Source organism: Pseudomonas sp. H1_F01 (assembly GCF_054681425.1).
Genome location: NZ_CP162823.1, coordinates 5,520,062 through 5,538,311, shown reverse-complemented (window position 1 = coordinate 5,538,311; position 18,250 = coordinate 5,520,062). Strand labels below are relative to the sequence as shown.

Sequence of the window (18,250 nt, the reverse complement as noted above, 5' to 3'; positions counted from 1 at the left end):
GTGTGAAGCTTAGTTGTGGGCGTGCAGTGCTTCGTTCAGCTCGATGGCCGATTTGTGCGTCTTGCATTCCACCGCACCGGTCTCGGAGTTGCGGCGGAACAACAGGTCAGGCTGGCCGGCCAGGTCGCGGGCCTTGACCACTTTGACCAGTTGGTTGTTTTCGTCCAGCAGCTTCACTTTGGTGCCGGCGGTCACGTACAGGCCCGACTCCACGGTGTTGCGGTCGCCCAGTGGGATACCGATGCCGGCGTTGGCGCCGATCAGGCAGCCTTCGCCGACCTTGATCACGATGTTGCCGCCGCCCGACAGGGTGCCCATGGTCGAGCAACCGCCGCCCAGGTCCGAGCCCTTGCCGACGAATACGCCCGCCGAAACACGGCCTTCGATCATGCCCGGGCCTTCGGTGCCAGCGTTGAAGTTGACGAAACCTTCGTGCATCACGGTGGTGCCTTCGCCCACGTAGGCGCCCAGGCGGACCCGTGCGGCATCGGCGATACGCACGCCGGCCGGAACCACGTAGTCGGTCATTTTCGGGAACTTGTCCACCGAGAACACTTCCAGCAGCTCGCCACGCAGGCGGGCTTCGAGCTGATGCTCAGCCAGTTCGCTCAAGTCGATCGCGCCCTGGCTGGTCCAGGCCACGTTCGGCAGCAGCGGGAAGATGCCGGCCAGGTTCAGGCCATGAGGCTTGACCAGGCGATGGGACAGCAGGTGCAGCTTGAGGTAGGCCTCAGGCGTGGAAGACAGCTGGGCGTCTTCGGCCAGCAGCGTGGCGACCAGCGGCTTGTGGCTTTCGGCCAGGCGGGTCAGCAGCGCGGCTTGCGCGGCATCGACACCCTTGAGTGCTTCTGCCAGTTGCGAGGCCTGGGCGGTGGTGAAGGTGATGGCCTGGTTGCCTTCGCCGTAGCCGAGAATCGGCGCGATGGCTGCGACGATGTCAGCCGACGGGTTGAGCAGCGGCTGTGCGTAGAACACTTCCAGCCAGGCGCCTTGACGGTTTTGAGTGCCGACACCGAAGGCCAGGCTGAACAGGGTAGTGGACATGAAATTACCTCTACAAAATGGACTGGGCAGGCTTACTTGATCTCTGCCGCATAAATATCTGGCTTGAAGCCAATCAGGGTTCGGTCACCGAGGTCAAGCACCGGGCGCTTGATCATCGAGGGTTGGGCGAGCATCAGTTCGATGGCTTTCGGCTGGTCGAGATCGGCTTTGCGTTCGTCGTCGAGTTTGCGAAAGGTCGTACCGGCACGGTTCAACACCACTTGCCAGCCATGCTCGTTGCACCATTGGGTCAGGCGCTCACGGTCGATGCCGGCAGTTTTGTAATCGTGAAAGTCATAGCGCACCGCGTGCTCATCGAGCCAGGTACGCGCTTTTTTCATCGTATCGCAGGCTTTGATGCCGAAAAGCTGTAAGTGCTTGTTTTCCTTGGGCATGAATGCTCCCCCAAAACGTTCCCGGTATCGTCCTGAAAATCAGCGGACGATTATGCCACGTCGTTCCTTTCAGTGCCTTGACTGTCGCGACGGATCGGACGAGGCGGAACCGATAGGAAAGAGGTGGCCACACAGCGCAGGTAAACCCAGCACTTTTGCGCACAAGAGACCCGCCCATGGATTCCATCTCCCTGACACCGCCCCATCCACTGACCAATCAGACTGAAGAAACCCTCCCGCCCCATTCAACGACATCGGCCACCGGGACCGCTGCATCTGTCCCGATCGGCCCCGTCACGGCTGAACAGGACCTGGCAAATCGGACTGGTGCAATCAAGGCCCAGCTCACCCGGGTATTCGAGCCGCATATGAACGGTGCCAATCGCGAGACCTTCGAAGCACTGATCGACGATCGTTCGCGTACCTTGGCCAATGACGGGGAAACCGCGGAAAGCGTCGATGCCGTGCTGACCAAAGGCTCGCGGCTGGATCGTGCGGCCCATGACACTGTTGGATTCCTTCGTTCGGTTCCCTTCGGCGCGGCGTCCATCGCGCTGGACTTCGTCCCGGCGGTGACCGGTAATGGCTCGATTACCGCGCCGTTGGCACTGTCGGCGATTGCCGGCCTGGTCAGCAGCGCCAGCGACACGGTCGGCAACGGCCTGATCAAGCGTGCCACCAGCGACACCCAGTGGCTGGTGGCCGAAAATGCCGATCTGGAGCCGGTCATGCAGGAAGCCGCCCAGGCGGTGAAGCCGAGCCTGACGACCCAGGCTATCGAAGGCAGCCTGACTTTCCAGACCTTCTCCGCGCGAAACGTGTTGCGTACGGTCATCCAACCCGTCGTGACGAAGACCGTCGATGCGCAAACGGGCAGCAAGGTGGACTCTGTGATAGCTGCCATCGGCTCTCCGCTTTCAGGCATGGCCGCCTATGACCTGCAACATTCCATCGATAAATCCAAACACCGGATTGGCCCGGAATACCTGTTGGGGCGTCAAGACTGGCACCAGCGTTACAAGGACCTCAAGAATTATGGCGTAGGGAGTGCTGCGATGGGCATTGCGAAGCGGGTCGGCAGTCTGCCGCTGGACGCGATGCGCGATGGCAGCAAATCGCTGCAAGCCTTGGTTACGCCGACAGGCCTGGTCAGTGGTCTCGGAGCGTTGGCCGGCGGTATTACTGCGATCGGCATGGCCCAGACCGCCGCTGTCAACGCAGCCAGGAGCGCCGGGATTTCGCCTGCGGGTGTTGCGGCGGCGGGGAAGGCGACGGTTACGGCCACGATGGCCCCGGTGCTCGCCGCCTGGGTGACAACGGGAGTGATGACCCAGCCGTTGGCGGACAAGGCCTCCGCCGCGTTGGACAGGCTATCCGCCGGTCCCGCTCATCCGGATGAGCTGCAGGGAATGTTGCCCTTGGTCGAAATGTCGACGGCCGAACAGATCGGGGAAGACAGCGACAATGAGGGTGACGGCGTCGATGTTGTCTCGGGCCGCTCGACCCTCAATGCCGCCGAGCGAGCTGTTTAGCGTCGGATAGTCGTCGGTCGCTCCTGCCGCGTGGAGGTTGGGAGCGGCCAAGGGACGCCTGCGCATTGACGCCGCTGAGGTGCGACCAATGTGCAAAGGCAGCGGTTCACCGTGGCAGTTAATATGGCACTTCACCGGCCAGCTGTTGCCGCAGATGTGTATGGCTGTCATTGGAAGTCCGTTATGCAAAGCGCCTATACCGTCCTGATCCTGTTGATGCTGGTGGGCGTGTCGCGCCTGATCGGACGGTTGATCCCGCTGCCGTTGCCCCTGGTGCAGATTGGTGCTGGCGCCGTGCTGGCCTGGCCCTCGCTGGGGCTGCATGTGGCGCTTGATCCCGAGTTGTTCCTGTTTCTGTTCCTGCCGCCGCTGCTGTTCTCCGATGGTTGGCGCATGCCCAAGCGTGAACTCTGGCGCCTGCGCGGGCCGATCCTGACGCTGGCGGTGGGGTTGGTGCTGTTTACGGTAGTTGGGGCGGGGTATTTCATTCATTGGCTGCTGCCCGGTATCCCGTTGCCGGTGGCCTTCGCCCTGGCTGCAGTCCTGTCACCCACCGACGCCGTGGCGGTCTCGGCGATTGCCCGGGACCGCTTGCCCGCGCCGTTGATGCACATGCTCCAGGGCGAAGCCTTGATGAACGATGCGTCGGGCCTGGTGACCTTCAAGTTCGCCCTGGCGGCGGCGATCACCGGCGTGTTTTCCCTGGCGGGCGCGAGCCTGACCTTTGTCCTGGTGGCGATCGGTGGATTGCTGGTAGGCGTGGCTTTGAGTTGGCTAGTGGGCCGCTTGCGGGCCTGGATGATTGCCCGGGGCTGGGACGATCCGGCCACCAACGTAGTATTCATGTTGTTACTGCCGTTCGCGGCCTATGTGCTGGCTGAACGCTTGGGCGCCTCGGGGATTCTCTCGGCGGTGGCGGCGGGGATGATGCAGAGCTGGCTCGACCTGCTGCCACGCCAGACCGGCACGCGTCTGCTCAATCGCAGTGTCTGGTCGCTGTTGGAATTTGCCTTCAATGGCTTGATCTTCCTGCTGCTGGGCTTGCAACTGCCGGACATCGTCAAGGCGGTGACCAGCCATGAGCCGACGTTGTGGCCAGCGTTGTTCTATCGCTGCCTGGACGTGGTGGCGATTTTCCTGGTGTTGTTGGTGCTGCGGTTTGTCTGGGTACAAAGCATCTGGCGCGTATCCGGGCTGTTGCGCCGCTGGCGCGGCAAGGGCGAGTTGACCCTGGTGCCGACGGCGCGTTCCTGCTGGTTGCTGACCTTCGGCGGTGTGCGCGGGGCGGTGACGTTGGCGGGGGTGTTGTCGGTACCGTTGTTGTTAAGCGCTGGTGTTGAATTCCCGGAGCGCGACTTGCTGATCTTCATTGCCGCCGGGGTGATTCTGCTGTCGCTGATTGCGGCCTGCATTGCCTTGCCACTGCTGCTGCGTGGCATCGAGAAGAGCCCCGATGACAAGCGTCGCAACGAAGTTCGCGAGGCCTGGCGCAAAACCGCTGAAGCGGCGATTCATGCACTGGAAGTGGAGGAGCCGGCCGAAGCGACCAGTACGCCGGATGCGGCCCAGGCGGCGCTGGCGACCGAGGTCAAGGCGCGGCTGATGTCTGAGTATCGCCATCAGTTGGAGGTGTTCAACGACTCCGCCGAAGCCCAGGCGCTGGCGTTCGAAATGGACCTGCTGGAACGCCGGCTGCGCTTGAAGGCTTACCGGGCGCAGCGGTTGGAGTTGTATCGCCTCAGTCGTCATCATCAGATTGGGGATGATGTGTTGCGTGAGGTGCTGGGGGAGTTGGATTTGGCTGAAGCGAATTTGGGGTTGGGTAAGTAGCAATGATGCGCCGGCCCTTTGTGGCGAGGGGAGATCCCACCACTTTGCGGAGCTTCGGCATTTCAGGCGCAACAAAGCCCGGCGTGCCTTGTTCTCATAAAAAGCAAAGCCGCCCGAAGGCGGCTTCAATCGACACGCAACTGAGCTTGCTTGGCCCCGTCTGCGTGGCTGGGTCAACCCGAAGAGGGACCCAGACTCCTGCCAGCGTTCACTGGTGACGGGGCGATCATGGCTGCCGGTAATAACGAATTCAAGCCAGCTTGATTCTTGAAACAGGGCTGTGTGAGATCTGTTGAGGTGCTTAACCAGTGAAATCAATGGCTTGCTTTATGGAGGTGCGTTTTATTTCTTTTCTTGTCTGAGCAAGTGATCGTGGTCTGTCAGACGCGCCGAAGTTTCCGACAAGTTTTTAAGGTTGTCCGTCGGAAGCGAGAGCTCTAGCCTCTGGGTGTCGCTGCCAATTCAGCGACCGGACGTGAGAATCCGAACTCCTCTAGGCGCGCAGGCGTCGACCATATAAAGTGCAGGCGCTTTTCGTCTGCGCATTATGTTATGGCGGCTGTGCGCGGGCATGCTTCGGCATGGCCGGGCTCCTAGAGGCTCGGATTCTCACCCCGCGTACGGCTGCCACCCTCCGGTCCGTGAGAAGACTCGGTGGCGGCTCCCACTTCTCTAGGAGCTATAAACATGATCAAAGAAACTCCCAATCCTCCAAAGCCGGCCTCCACTTTCCCTTACGGCGATTACGCACCCGAAAAGCTGCAAGAGGCCGCTGACCGTGTGCTGGATCAATACCTCAAACCTGACGACAGCAAGTCAGAACCCAAGCCCTCGGTACAGTTATTCACTGTGGCTGAAGGTATCGACACCGAAGTGTTGCTGGCCAACCTCAGTGAAACCCTGGCTTCGGCCAATGCAATGCTCAACGACCTTGCCTTCGATCAGGACGGCTCGCGACGACATGTAGCATTGGGGGTGGCCCAGATGATTGAGTTGGGGATGTTGTTGGCGAACAAGTGCCTGGACCGGGTAGAGCTTCGGACTTGATGTAATAAGTGCCGACCTCATCGCGAGCAAGCTTTGCTCCCACAGGGGATTTGTGGTGTTTGAACCTTCCCACGCAGAGCGTGGGAAGGTTCAAACGGAATACGTCAGGCAGATTGAGTTGACTGCTTCAGGGGCCGCTACGCAGCCCAGCGGGGATAAATCCCCTCGCCACAGCAGCGCTTAGGCGTGGGCCTCTTCCTGCTCGGGCACCAACCGTACTTCCACCCTCTGACCCAACGCACGCGCTGCGCTGGCAAGTGTTGCCAGCGTCATTCCCGCATCGTTCTGATCCAGCGCACGATCAACAGCAGTGCGACTGGTGTGCATCCGCTGTGCCAAGGCTTTTTTGGTCACTTTCTGAAGCCTCATTGCTTCGGCAATCTGCCAGGCAATAACGCGTTTGAGCGCAGCTGCGGAAACTTCTTCGGCGATACCTTGCTCGGCGAGGAAGTCGTCAAAATCAGATCCGATGTGCTTGTTCATTTGCTGTGCCTCATAGTCTTGCTTTGCGCTGCTTGGCGGTTGCCATGTCGGTGGTTGGCGTTTTTTGACTTTTCTTTATGAAAGCGTGGAGTAGAACCATGTCAGAGCCCACCACAGTGAAGAGAACGCGGGCGATGGTATCTCCAAGGTCAATTCTGACCTCCCATAGCCCAGTGTCCAGCTTGCGAACCACCGGCATACCTATAGGCCAACCAATCTGAACGGTCTTGATGTCAGTTCCGATCATCCGTCTATGCTCGCGAGGCAGGTCAGTCAGCCATTCGCGAACAGGCTCATTCCCGGCGTCTGTGCGGAAGAAACGTACGTTCAGTATGGGGGCGATATCAACCATGAGTGGAGTGTACCGAAATAGGTGCATTGCGCAACCTGGGCGTTACTAAAGATTTGTACAGGGGAGGCGGTGTTATGGATCGTTCCCACGCTCCGCGTGGGAATGCCGCCAGGGACGCTCCGCGTTCCGCTTCGGGGAGGTGACGCAGAGCGTGGGAACGATCGATGGGGTGATTAACCCCGACGTTGGATGAACGCGCGAATCCGCTCGGCCGCTTCCACGCATTCAGCCAATGGCGCAACCAAGGCCATGCGCACGCGTCCGGCGCCTGGGTTGACGCCATCCACATCGCGGGACAGGTAGGAGCCCGGTACGACCGTCACGTGTTCCTGTTCGAACAGGTCCCGGCAGAACGTCGCATCGTCGCCCGCCACGTTCGGCCACAGGTAGAAGCTGCCATCGGGGCGTTGCACGTCCAGCACCGGGCTGAGGATCTCCAGCACCGCGTCGAATTTCTCCCGGTACAGCGCGCGGTTGGCGCGTACGTGCACTTCGTCGTTCCACGCGGCAATGCTCGCCAGTTGGGTCTGAACCGGCATCGCGCAGCCGTGGTAGGTGCGGTACAGCAGGAAACCCTTGAGGATGTCCGCGTCGCCAGCGACGAAACCGGAACGCAGGCCCGGCAGGTTGGAGCGTTTGGACAGGCTGTGGAACACCACGCAGCGCTTGAAATCCTTGCGACCGAGTTCGACGCAGGCGCTGAGCAGCCCCGGCGGCGGGGTTTGTTCGTCGAAGTACAGTTCGCTGTAGCACTCGTCCGCGGCGATGACGAAGTCATATTCGTCAGCCAGGGCGATGAGTTTCTTCAGTACATCCACCGGGATCAGCGCGCCGGTCGGGTTGCCAGGGGAGCACAGGAACAGGATCTGGCAGCGTTTCCAGATGTCCGGCGATACCGCATCGAAATCCGGATTGAAGCCGTTCGCGTCCAGGCACGGCAGGTAATGCGGCTTGGCCCCGGCCAGGAACGCCGCGCCTTCGTAGATCTGATAGAACGGGTTCGGGCTGACCACCAGGGCGTCGTCGCCACGGTTGACTACGGTCTGGGTGAAAGCGAACAGGGCTTCACGGGTGCCATTGACCGGCAGCACATGGCGCGCCGGGTCCAGCCAGCCGTTTGGCACGTTGAAGCGGCGCTCGCACCAACCGGTGATGGCCTCACGCAACTCGGGGATGCCGAGGGTGGTCGGGTAGACCGCCATCTTTTCCAGATTGCTGGCCAGGGCCTCAGCCACGAAGCTGGGCGAGCGATGCTTGGGTTCGCCGATGGACAGGGCGATCGGGCGTTTGTCCGGGTTGGGCGTGACGCTGCCAAGCAAGGCGCGGAGCTTTTCGAACGGGTAGGGCTGGAGCTGGTTCAGAGCGTTGTTCATCAAGGGCCTCGTCAATGTGGGCGCGGTCCTTGTGGGAGCGAGCTTGCTCGCGATGGCGGTGAGTCAGGCAGCATCAATGCTGGATGCTCCGTCGCTATCGCGAGCAAGCTCGCTCCCACAGAGGGAGATTGTTCGTTCAGATGCTGATACGTGTCATGTGAGCATCGGGTTCCTGGTTGACGCTCAAATGCTGCACGATCGCTTCCTGCAAGCGGCTGCACAGCTGCGGATCGGACAGCGGCTGGTTATGTGCGTCGGTGATGAAGAAGACGTCTTCCACCCGTTCGCCGAGGGTGGCGATCTTGGCGTTTTGCAGCGACAGGTCGAACTCCAGGAAAATATGGCCGATCCGCGCCAGCAGGCCCGGGCGGTCCGGAGCGCTGAGCTCCAGCACGGTGACCTGGCGCTGGGCGTCGTTGTGGATCGTTACCTGCGGCGCGAAGGCGAAGTGCTTGAGCTGGCGCGGCACCCGGCGCTGGATGATGGTCGGGTAGTCCGCCGGGTTGCGCAGGGCTTCGGTCAGGCCGTCGCGGATCTGCTTGACCCGCGCCGGGTTATCGCCAATCGAGTCGCCGTCGGTGTCGAGCACGATGTAGGTGTCGAGGGTGAACTGGCTGCTAGAGGTAATGACCCGGGCGTCGTGAATGTTGAGGTTGAGCTGGTCCATCGCCGCCACGGTCACGGCGAAGAAGTCGTGCTGGTCCGGGGCGTAGATGAAGATCTGCGTGCCACCTTCGAACTCGCGCTGGGTGGTTTCCTTGATCAGCACCAGCGGCCCGCCATCGGCCGGTTGCTGGAGGATCGCGTCGCTGTGCCAGGCCACGTCGCCGGCGGTATGGCGCAGGAAATAGTCATCGCCCAGTTGCGACCAGAGCTGCTCGACGTCGTCCGGATCGGTGCCGCCGCGCACCAGGATGTCCAGGGCTGCGCTTTGGGTGCGACGGATCTGCTCTTCGCGATCCACCGGGTTTTCCAGGCCGCGGCGCAAGGCGCGCTTGGTCTCGGTGTAGAGCTGGCGCAACAGGCTGGCGCGCCAGGAATTCCACAGGGTCGGATTGGTGGCGTTGATGTCGGCCACGGTCAGCACGTAGAGGTAATCCAGACGTGTTTCATCGCCGACGTTCTGGGCGAAGTCGTGGATCACCTGCGGGTCGGACAAGTCCTTGCGCTGGGCGGTGGTGGACATCATCAGGTGGTTCTGCACCAGCCAGACGATCAGCCGGCTGTCCCACAGGGGCAGTTGATGGCGCTGGCAGAACGCCTCGGCATCCACCGCACCAATCTCGGAATGATCGCCTTGGCGGCCCTTGCCGATGTCGTGGTACAGCCCTGCCATGTAGATCAGTTCGGGCTTGGGCAACTTGGCCATGAGCTTGCTGGCCAGCGGGAATTTCTCCGACACCTGGGTGTACTGCAGCTTACGCAGGTGCTTGATCAGGTTCAGGGTGTGGGCATCGACCGTGTAGATGTGGAACAGGTCATGTTGCATCTGCCCGACGATGAAGCCGAACTCCGGCAGATAACGCCCGAGGATCCCGTAGCGGTTCATGCGTCGCAGGTTGCGGTGCACGCCGATCTTGCACTTGAACAACTCGATGAACAGGCTGGTGTTGCGGATGTCGTGGCGGAAGTCTTCATCGATCAGGTGACGGTTTTCCCGCAGCAGGCGAATGGTGTCGGCGCGTACACCCTTGATTTCCGGCTGCTGGGCCATGAGCACGAAGATTTCCAGCATGGCGAACGGCGTGCGGCGGAATACATTGGCGTTGCGCGCCTCGATGTAGCCGTCGTGCAGTTGGAAACGAGAGTTGATCGGCTGCGGCGGTTCTTCGTCTTCGGGGGCGAGGATGACTTCCTCGAAGTGCTGGATGATCAATTCGCTGAGCTGGGCAATGCTCATCACCACGCGGTAGTACTGCTGCATGAAGTTTTCGATGGTTTGCTTGGCATCCTGCCCTTCGAAACCCAACAGGCTGGCGATGGAGCGCTGATGGTCGAACAGCAGGCGGTCCTCGGAGCGCCCGGCCAGCATGTGCAGGGCGTAGCGGACCTTCCACAGAAATTCCTGGGACGAGGCCAGCAAGGCGTTTTCGCTTTCCACCAGGAAACCTTCACCGGCCAGGGCGCGCAGGTTCAGCGTGCCGTACTGGCGACGGGCGACCCACAGGATCGTCTGGATGTCCCGCAGCCCGCCGGGCGAGCCCTTGACGTTGGGCTCCAGGTTGTATTCGGTGTCGTTGTACTTGTGGTGGCGGGCCTTCTGCTCGGCGCGCTTGGCCAGGAAAAAGTCCTTGCTGGGCCACATGTGCGCCGTGCTGGTGACATCGAGCATGCGCTGGCGCAGGTGCTCGGGGCCGGCAATGGTGCGGCTTTCCATCAGGTTGGTGATCACCGTCAGGTCGGCGCGGGCCTCGTCGGCGCATTCCTGCACCGAACGCACGCTCTGGCCGACTTCCAGGCCGATGTCCCACAGCAGCGTCAGGAACCGTTCGATGGAGTCACGGAAAACTTCATGATCGGCGCTGTCGAGCAGGATCAGCAGATCGATGTCGGAGTAGGGGTGCAGTTCGCCGCGCCCGTAGCCGCCGACCGCGACCAGCGCGATGTCGGCATCCTCGCTCCAGTTGAACTGCTCCCAGGCCTTTTGCAGGATGTTATCGACGAACCAGGCGCGGTCCTCGATCAGCCGCCGAATGTCCCGGCCACTGCGAAAGCGCTGGTCGAGCACTTCGTGGGCCTGGCGGATCGCCTTCTTGAACGCCGAGATGGGGCTTGCCTTCAGGGCCAGTTCAGCCTGGAACTGGCCGCGGTCGAAGAGTTCGGGATCCACCTGCGGCATTGAATGACTTTCCTTTCTATCTATATCTATAGGCTGGGTTCGGATCAGGCGGAAACGCGAGGGATGGTGTCATCGCTGCGCAGGGTGAAGATCTCGTATCCGGTCTCGGTGACCAGCAAGGTGTGTTCCCACTGGGCCGACAGCTTGCGATCCTTGGTGATGGCAGTCCAGCCGTCGCCCAGCACCTTGGTGTCGGCGCGCCCCTGGTTGATCATCGGCTCGATGGTGAAGGTCATGCCCGCCTGCAGTTCCATGCCCGTGCCGGCACGGCCGTAGTGCAGGATCTGCGGTTCTTCGTGGAACACCTTGCCGATGCCATGGCCGCAGAACTCGCGAACCACCGAGAAGCCGTTTTTCTGCGCGTGCTTCTGGATCACTTCGCCGATGTCCCCCAGGCGGCAGCCCGGTTTCACCAGTTCGATGGCCATGTACATGCATTCCTGGGTGACCTTGGACAGGCGCTGGGCCCACTCCGGCACGTTGCCGACATGGAACATGCGGCTGGTGTCGCCGTGAAAGCCGTCCTTGATGACGGTGACGTCGATGTTCAGGGTGTCGCCATCCTTCAACGGTTTTTCGTTGGGGATGCCGTGGCAGACCACGTGGTTGATCGAGGTGCAGATCGACTTCGGGAAGCCTTTGTAGTTGAGCGGGGCCGGGATGGCTTTCTGCTCGTTGACGATGTAGTCATGGCAGATGCGGTCCAGCTCTTCGGTGGTCACGCCAGGCTTGACGTAGTCGGCGATCATCTCCAGCACATCGGCGGCGAGTTTGCCGGCGACACGCATTTTGGCGATGTCCTCGGGAGTCTTGAGGGTAACGGTCATACAGGCTCTCTCTGCGCCTGACGGCGCTGTTCAAAACGAAATGGGCGGCGGATGATGGTTCACGTGGCCCTGAAAGAGGCGATTCTAACAGACGATCAGCGCAAAGAACTCCCCAGCCCGAACTCTGTGGCAAGGGGGGCGAGTGGGAGCAAAGCTTGCTCGCGAAGCAGGCGACTCGATTTCTGAAGGACCGCGTAGCCTTCATCGCGGGCAAGCCTTGCTCCCACATTCCACTCACCGCAGAGGATTTCAGAATCCGTGTTCCGTTTTCGCCCTTGCTGTGGTATAAAATGCGCCGCTTTCCGGGGATGACCCCGTAAGCTTAAATCCACACACGTGTCGACACGATGACCTGGGTGCCTTTGGCTTTTATAGCCGCTGGTTGGTCATTGGGATACGTGGAGGCCAAACCCGACTTATCAAGGAACTATCATGTCCCAAGTCAACATGCGCGATATGCTGAAGGCCGGTGTGCACTTCGGTCACCAGACCCGTTACTGGAACCCGAAAATGGGCAAGTACATTTTCGGCGCGCGTAACAAGATCCACATCATCAACCTTGAAAAAACCCTGCCGATGTTCAACGAAGCGCTGACCTTCGTAGAGCGCCTGGCCCAGGGCAAAAACAAGATTCTGTTCGTCGGTACCAAGCGTTCCGCTGGCAAGATCGTTGCTGAAGAAGCAGCACGTTGCGGTTCGCCGTACGTCGATCACCGCTGGTTGGGCGGCATGCTGACCAACTTCAAGACCATTCGCGCTTCCATCAAGCGTCTGCGTGACCTTGAAGTCCAGTCCGAAGACGGTACTTTCGCCAAGCTGACCAAGAAAGAAGCGCTGATGCGCACTCGCGATCTTGAGAAGCTGGACCGCTCCCTGGGCGGTATCAAGGACATGGGCGGTCTGCCTGACGCACTGTTCGTGATCGACGTTGATCACGAGCGCATCGCGATCACCGAAGCCAACAAGCTGGGTATCCCGGTCATCGGCGTTGTCGATACCAACAGCAGCCCGGAAGGCGTTGACTACATCATCCCAGGCAACGATGACGCCATCCGCGCCATCCAGCTGTACATGGGTTCGATGGCTGACGCTGTTATCCGTGGTCGCAACAACGTGAATGGCGGCACCGAAGTCTTCGCTGAAGAAGCTCCGGCAGCAGCCGCTGAGTAATTGACGCCCTGGCGTTGACTCAGTAAGCAAAAAGGGGGCTTGGCCCCCTTTTTGCCACCTCGAAAACCATTTGCCGCCAGCGCAGTGACCTGTTTGTAACCTGCCGCGGCCTATAAGCAGTGGTTTTCCAGGAAGAATTGATCGCCCGTTCGATCGGGTGGAATGGTTGAAAACCTATCCAAGAGGATTTTGAAATGGCAGAGATTACTGCAGCGTTGGTCAAAGAACTGCGCGAGCGTACCGGCGAAGGCATGATGGACTGCAAGAAAGCCTTGACCAAGGCTGGCGGCGACATCGAAAAAGCCATTGATGACATGCGTGCTTCGGGCGCCATCAAGGCTGCCAAGAAAGCGGGCAACGTTGCCGCTGAAGGCGCGATCGGCATCAAGGATGACGGTAAGGCTGCCGTTATCATCGAAGTCAACTCGCAGACTGACTTCCTGGCTCTGCAAGACGACTTCAAGGCATTCGTTGCTGCCAGCGTAGAAAAAGCATTCGCCGACAAACTGACCGACGCAGCTCCGCTGATCGCCGCTCAGGAATCGGCTCGTGAAGCCCTGGTTGCCAAAGTAGGCGAAAACGTCAACATCCGTCGTCTGGTTCGCGTCGAAGGTGATGTTGTCGGTTCCTACCTGCACGGCAACAAGATCGGCGTCGTTGTAGCCCTCAAAGGCGGCAGCATCGAGCTGGCCAAGGACATCGCGATGCACGTCGCTGCCAGCAACCCTGAGTTCCTGCTGCCGTCGGAAGTTTCCGCTGATGCCATTGAGCGCGAGAAAGCCGTGTTCATGCAGCTCAACGAAGACAAGATCAAAGGCAAACCAGCCGAAATCGTTGAAAAAATGGTTGCCGGTCGTATCACCAAGTTCCTGGCTGAAGCCAGCCTGGTTGAGCAGGCGTTCGTCAAGAACCCTGAAATCAAGGTCGGTGAACTGGCCAAGAAAGGCGGCGCTGAAATCGTTTCCTTCACCTACTTCAAAGTGGGCGAAGGCATCGAGAAGCCAGTAGACAACTTCGCTGAAGAAGTTGCTGCTCAGCTGGCTGCCAGCAAGCAATAAGACAGTTTTTATAACTGTCGCCCTGAAGAGGCTGCCCGCTCACGCGCGCAGCCTCTTTTCGGATGGGGATGCCGATTTTTATTGGTTTCCTGTCGGAACTGGCTTACAAAGCCGTGTTCCGATGACGCTGTGTCAGCGTCAAGCTAGAGTGAACGCAGGCTGAAAACAGCTTGCAAAGAATTTTCGAAAATACGCCGCAGGAGAGATTCGCAATGGCTCAGCAGGGCAGTGGTTATCAGGCTCGCTATAAACGCATTCTACTCAAGCTTAGCGGCGAGGCCCTGATGGGCTCGGAAGAGTTCGGGATCGATCCGAAAGTGCTGGATCGCATGGCCCTGGAAGTCGGCCAGCTGGTCGGGATCGGCGTTCAGGTCGGCCTGGTCATCGGCGGCGGCAACCTGTTCCGCGGCGCAGCGCTGAGCGCGGCCGGCATGGATCGGGTCACGGGCGACCACATGGGTATGCTGGCCACTGTGATGAACGCCCTGGCTATGCGTGACGCGCTGGAGCGTGCCAATATCTCGGCCATCGTGATGTCGGCCATTTCCATGGTTGGCGTGACCGATCACTACGACCGCCGCAAAGCCATGCGCCACCTCAATTCCAAGGAAGTGGTGATTTTTGCCGCCGGTACCGGTAATCCGTTCTTCACCACGGATTCGGCCGCCTGCCTGCGAGCGATCGAGATCGATGCCGATGTCGTGCTCAAGGCAACCAAGGTCGATGGCGTGTATACCGCTGACCCGTTCAAGGACCCGCATGCCGAGAAGTTCGATCATCTGACCTACGATGAAGTGCTGGATCGCAAGCTGGGTGTAATGGATCTGACGGCTATCTGCCTGTGCCGCGACCACAAGATGCCGCTGCGCGTCTTTAACATGAACAAGCCCGGTGCCCTGCTGAATATCGTCCATGGCGGCGCCGAAGGAACACTGATCGAGGAAGTTCAACAATGATCAACGAAATCAAGAAAGACGCTGAACAGCGCATGCAGAAATCCCTGGAGTCCCTGGCGCACAACTTCGGTCGCATCCGCACCGGCCAGGCGCACCCGAGCATCCTTGAAGGCGTGATGGTTCCGTACTACGGCTCCGACACCCCGATCAAGCAAGTGGCCAACATCACCGTCAAGGACGCTCGCACCCTGCAGGTCGTGGCCTTTGAGCGCAACATGCTGGGCGCAGTCGACAAGGCCATCGGCAGTGCCGGTCTGAACCTGAACCCGACCAACCTGGGTGAGCTGCTGCTGATCTCCATGCCGGCCCTGACCGAGGAGACCCGCAAGGGCTTCACCAAGCAGGCCCGTGATGTGGCTGAAGACGCCCGTGTTGCCGTGCGCAACATCCGTCGTGATGCCAACAGCCAGCTCAAGGACCTGGTCAAGGAAAAGGAAATCAGCGAAGACGAAGAGCGTCGTGCCACTGGCGAGATCGACGACCTGACCAAGAAGTACGTGGCTAAGATCGACGCGGATTTGGCGCAGAAAGAAAAAGACCTGATGGCCGTATAAGGGTCTCGTTTTCATGGAAAAGACCAAGCAGGCCGTGCCGTTCGCGGTGCCGCGCCACGTGGCGATCATCATGGACGGCAATAACCGCTGGGCCAAGAAACGCTTTATGCCTGGCGTTGCCGGGCACAAGGCGGGGGTCGACGCGGTTCGTGCGGTCATCGAGGTGTGCGCCGAGGCAGGGGTCGAGGTGCTGACCCTGTTCGCCTTCTCCAGTGAGAACTGGCAGCGTCCGGCCGATGAAGTCAGTGCCTTGATGGACCTGTTCCTCAAGGCCCTGCGTCGTGAGGCCAAGCGCCTCAACGAGAACAAGATCAGCCTGCGGATCATCGGTGATCGCTCGCGCTTCCATCCTGAATTGCAGGCTGCGATGCGCGAAGCCGAATCCGCGACGGCAGGCCCTGATCGGTTTGTCCTGCAGATCGCCGCCAACTATGGTGGTCAGTGGGACATTGCCCAGGCTGCCCAGCGGCTGGCGCGGGAAGTCCAGGCCGGGCACTTGCGCCCGGAAGACATCACGCCGGAACTGTTGCAGACCTGCCTGGCGACCGGCGACCTGCCGTTGCCGGACCTGTGCATCCGTACCGGTGGCGAACATCGCATCAGCAACTTCCTGCTCTGGCAGTTGGCGTATGCCGAGTTGTACTTCTCCGACCTGTTCTGGCCGGACTTCAAACACGAAGCCATGCGCACCGCACTGGCCGATTTCGCTTCCCGTCAGCGTCGCTTCGGTAAAACGAGCGAGCAGATCGAAGCTGGAGCCCGGGTTTAATGCTTAAACAACGAATCATCACTGCCTTGATCCTGTTGCCTATCGCCCTGGGTGGTTTCTTCCTGCTCGAAGGCGCCAGTTTTGCGCTGTTCATCGGGCTGGTCGTGACCTTGGGTGCGTGGGAATGGGCGCGGCTGGCGGGTTTTCCTGCGCAGTCGGCGCGCGTGGCCTACGCGGCGGCCGTGGCGGCCATGCTGTTCATCATGTACGTGGTGCCTGGCCTCGCGCCTTGGGTGCTGGGCGCTGCGGTGCTGTGGTGGGCGACGGCGACCTTCCTGGTCTTGACCTACCCGCAGACTACCCAGCATTGGGCCAATGCCGCGACCAAGCTGGTGATCGGCCTGTTGATCCTGTTGCCGGCCTGGCAGGGGCTGATCTGGATCAAGCAAGGCCCGTTGGGCAACTGGCAGATCATGGCCGTGATGGTGCTGGTCTGGGGTGCTGACGTCGGCGCCTACTTCTCCGGCAAGGCCTTCGGCAAGCGCAAGCTGGCGCCGAAGGTCAGCCCTGGCAAGAGCTGGGAAGGGGTCTATGGTGGCCTGGCCTTGAGCCTGGTGATCACGGCCGTGGTCGGCTTCGTGCGGGACTGGACGGTCGCGCAGCTGCTGATGGGCCTTATTGGCGCCGCCTTGATCGTATTTGTGTCCGTGGTCGGCGACCTGACCGAAAGCATGTTCAAGCGTCAATCGGGGATCAAGGACAGCAGTAACCTGTTGCCCGGTCACGGTGGCGTGCTGGATCGCATCGACAGCCTTACCGCCGCGATCCCGATCTTTGCCGTGCTGTTGTGGATGGCGGCGTCGTGAGTCGCCCCCAGCAGATCACGGTCCTTGGTGCGACCGGTTCGATCGGCCTGAGTACGCTTGACGTCATTGGTCGGCATCCGCAGCGTTACCAGGTGTTCGCCCTCAGTGGCTTCACGCGCATGAGTGAGTTGCTGGCCTTGTGCATACGCCACACGCCGCGGTTTGCCGTGGTGCCTGAGGCCGCCGTGGCGCGGGCGCTGCAGGACGATCTGCGCGCCGCTGGCTTGCAAACCCGTGTGCTGGTGGGGGAGGAGGGCCTCTGCCAAGTGGCGTCCGACCCCGAAGTCGACGCCGTGATGGCGGCAATTGTCGGTGCGGCGGGCTTGCGTCCGACGCTGGCGGCGGTGGAAGCCGGCAAGAAGATCCTGCTGGCCAACAAAGAAGCGCTGGTGATGTCCGGCGCGCTGTTCATGCAGGCTGTGCGCAAAAGCGGTTCGGTGTTGCTGCCCATCGACAGCGAGCACAATGCGATTTTTCAGTGCATGCCGCAGGATTTTTCCCGTGGCCTCGGCGCGGTGGGTGTCCGGCGGATTTTGCTGACAGCCTCCGGTGGTCCGTTCCGGCAGACACCGCTGGAAGAATTGGTGCATGTTTCACCCGAGCAGGCCTGTGCGCACCCGAATTGGTCCATGGGGCGCAAGATTTCCGTGGATTCGGCCAGCATGATGAACAAGGGGCTGGAGCTGATCGAGGCCTGTTGGCTGTTCGATGCCAAGCCGTCCCAGGTCGAGGTGGTGATTCATCCCCAGAGCGTGATTCATTCCCTGGTGGACTACGTCGACGGTTCGGTGCTGGCCCAGTTGGGCAATCCGGACATGCGCACTCCGATCGCCAATGCCCTGGCCTGGCCAGAGCGCATCGATTCGGGTGTTGCGCCGCTGGACCTGTTCGCCATCGCTCGCCTGGACTTCCAGGCGCCCGATGAGCAGCGTTTCCCCTGCCTGCGCCTGGCGCGCCAGGCGGCCGAGGCGGGCGACAGTGCGCCGGCCATGCTTAACGCCGCCAATGAAGTGGCGGTTGCAGCGTTTCTCGATGGACGTGTCCGTTACCTCGAGATCGCGAGTATCATCGAGGAAGTCTTGAATCTCGAGGCCGTGGTTTCGGTCAATGACCTCGATACGGTATTTACGGCGGATGCCAGGGCTCGTGAATTGGCGGGCCAATGGCTGCGGCGCCACGGGCGTTGAAGCTGCGATACGTTAGCCAGGGTTGCCC

At 60.7% G+C, this 18,250-nt stretch carries 17 protein-coding genes; 10 read left to right on the top strand and 7 right to left on the bottom strand.

Translation table 11 applies throughout. The annotated features are described in order from the left end of the window. Positions 1-9: 9 nt before the first annotated feature. On the bottom strand, positions 10-1,044 hold the full coding sequence (gene dapD / locus AB4O09_RS25090; RefSeq protein ID WP_038859007.1) for a 2,3,4,5-tetrahydropyridine-2,6-dicarboxylate N-succinyltransferase: 1,035 nt from the start codon (positions 1,042-1,044) through the stop codon (positions 10-12). A gap of 32 nt (positions 1,045-1,076) precedes the next feature. Continuing rightward, positions 1,077-1,439: an ArsC family reductase gene (locus AB4O09_RS25085; RefSeq protein WP_003198212.1), complete on the bottom strand. Its 363-nt coding sequence runs from the start codon at positions 1,437-1,439 to the stop codon at positions 1,077-1,079. A 176-nt stretch (positions 1,440-1,615) separates the two neighbouring features. On the opposite strand from AB4O09_RS25085, the gene AB4O09_RS25080 reads away from it, so the two are divergent. The 3 genes from AB4O09_RS25080 to AB4O09_RS25070 all read left to right on the top strand — a co-directional run bounded on the left by AB4O09_RS25080 (position 1,616) and on the right by AB4O09_RS25070 (position 5,848). After that, a complete protein-coding gene (locus tag AB4O09_RS25080; RefSeq protein ID WP_003198215.1) occupies positions 1,616-2,971 on the top strand; it encodes a hypothetical protein in 1,356 nt (451 codons plus the stop codon). 183 nt (positions 2,972-3,154) lie between these two features. Continuing rightward, the gene (locus tag AB4O09_RS25075; RefSeq protein WP_460107582.1) at positions 3,155-4,801 is read left to right on the top strand and encodes a Na+/H+ antiporter; all 1,647 of its coding nucleotides are present in this window, start codon (positions 3,155-3,157) and stop codon (positions 4,799-4,801) included. A 687-nt stretch (positions 4,802-5,488) separates the two neighbouring features. Further along, a complete protein-coding gene (locus tag AB4O09_RS25070; protein ID WP_003198218.1) occupies positions 5,489-5,848 on the top strand; it encodes a DUF6124 family protein in 360 nt (119 codons plus the stop codon). A gap of 180 nt (positions 5,849-6,028) precedes the next feature. Here AB4O09_RS25070 and AB4O09_RS25065 read toward each other — a convergent pair whose 3' ends face one another. The 5 genes from AB4O09_RS25065 to map form a co-directional block, all read right to left on the bottom strand. After that, the gene (locus tag AB4O09_RS25065) at positions 6,029-6,331 is read right to left on the bottom strand and encodes an XRE family transcriptional regulator (protein ID WP_003198220.1); all 303 of its coding nucleotides are present in this window, start codon (positions 6,329-6,331) and stop codon (positions 6,029-6,031) included. A 10-nt stretch (positions 6,332-6,341) separates the two neighbouring features. Beyond that, on the bottom strand, positions 6,342-6,683 hold the full coding sequence (locus tag AB4O09_RS25060; protein ID WP_028237030.1) for a type II toxin-antitoxin system RelE/ParE family toxin: 342 nt from the start codon (positions 6,681-6,683) through the stop codon (positions 6,342-6,344). 173 nt (positions 6,684-6,856) lie between these two features. Further along, positions 6,857-8,056: a succinyldiaminopimelate transaminase gene (gene dapC / locus AB4O09_RS25055; RefSeq protein WP_027913158.1), complete on the bottom strand. Its 1,200-nt coding sequence runs from the start codon at positions 8,054-8,056 to the stop codon at positions 6,857-6,859. A gap of 136 nt (positions 8,057-8,192) precedes the next feature. After that, positions 8,193-10,895, bottom strand: a complete 2,703-nt coding sequence (locus tag AB4O09_RS25050) for a [protein-PII] uridylyltransferase (RefSeq protein WP_003198227.1) — start codon at positions 10,893-10,895, stop codon at positions 8,193-8,195. A 44-nt stretch (positions 10,896-10,939) separates the two neighbouring features. After that, complete coding sequence (gene map / locus AB4O09_RS25045; protein ID WP_003198229.1) at positions 10,940-11,722, bottom strand: type I methionyl aminopeptidase; 783 nt, start codon at positions 11,720-11,722, stop codon at positions 10,940-10,942. A 432-nt stretch (positions 11,723-12,154) separates the two neighbouring features. Between map and rpsB the strand changes: the two genes are divergently transcribed. The 7 genes from rpsB (at position 12,155) to ispC (ending at position 18,222) form a co-directional block, all read left to right on the top strand. After that, positions 12,155-12,892, top strand: coding sequence for a 30S ribosomal protein S2 (gene rpsB, locus AB4O09_RS25040; protein WP_003198231.1), 738 nt, complete (start codon positions 12,155-12,157; stop codon positions 12,890-12,892). A gap of 194 nt (positions 12,893-13,086) precedes the next feature. After that, positions 13,087-13,950 carry a translation elongation factor Ts gene (gene tsf, locus AB4O09_RS25035; protein WP_003198233.1) on the top strand — a complete coding sequence of 288 codons (864 nt, stop codon included), beginning with the start codon at positions 13,087-13,089 and terminating at the stop codon, positions 13,948-13,950. A 212-nt stretch (positions 13,951-14,162) separates the two neighbouring features. Beyond that, on the top strand, positions 14,163-14,906 hold the full coding sequence (gene pyrH / locus AB4O09_RS25030; RefSeq protein WP_003198235.1) for a UMP kinase: 744 nt from the start codon (positions 14,163-14,165) through the stop codon (positions 14,904-14,906). Continuing rightward, positions 14,903-15,460 (top strand): ribosome recycling factor, encoded by a 558-nt coding sequence (gene frr / locus AB4O09_RS25025; protein ID WP_003198238.1) that lies wholly within the window; start codon positions 14,903-14,905, stop codon positions 15,458-15,460. The genes pyrH and frr overlap by 4 nt, the downstream gene beginning before the upstream one ends. Before the next feature lie 13 nt (positions 15,461-15,473). Beyond that, a complete protein-coding gene (gene uppS, locus AB4O09_RS25020; RefSeq protein ID WP_003198241.1) occupies positions 15,474-16,229 on the top strand; it encodes a polyprenyl diphosphate synthase in 756 nt (251 codons plus the stop codon). After that, a complete protein-coding gene (locus tag AB4O09_RS25015) occupies positions 16,229-17,035 on the top strand; it encodes a phosphatidate cytidylyltransferase (RefSeq protein ID WP_028237029.1) in 807 nt (268 codons plus the stop codon). Before uppS ends, AB4O09_RS25015 begins: the two co-directional genes overlap by 1 nt. After that, entirely contained in the window at positions 17,032-18,222 is a 1,191-nt protein-coding gene (ispC, locus tag AB4O09_RS25010; RefSeq protein ID WP_003198244.1) for a 1-deoxy-D-xylulose-5-phosphate reductoisomerase, read from the top strand. Before AB4O09_RS25015 ends, ispC begins: the two co-directional genes overlap by 4 nt. Positions 18,223-18,250: the final 28 nt, after the last annotated feature.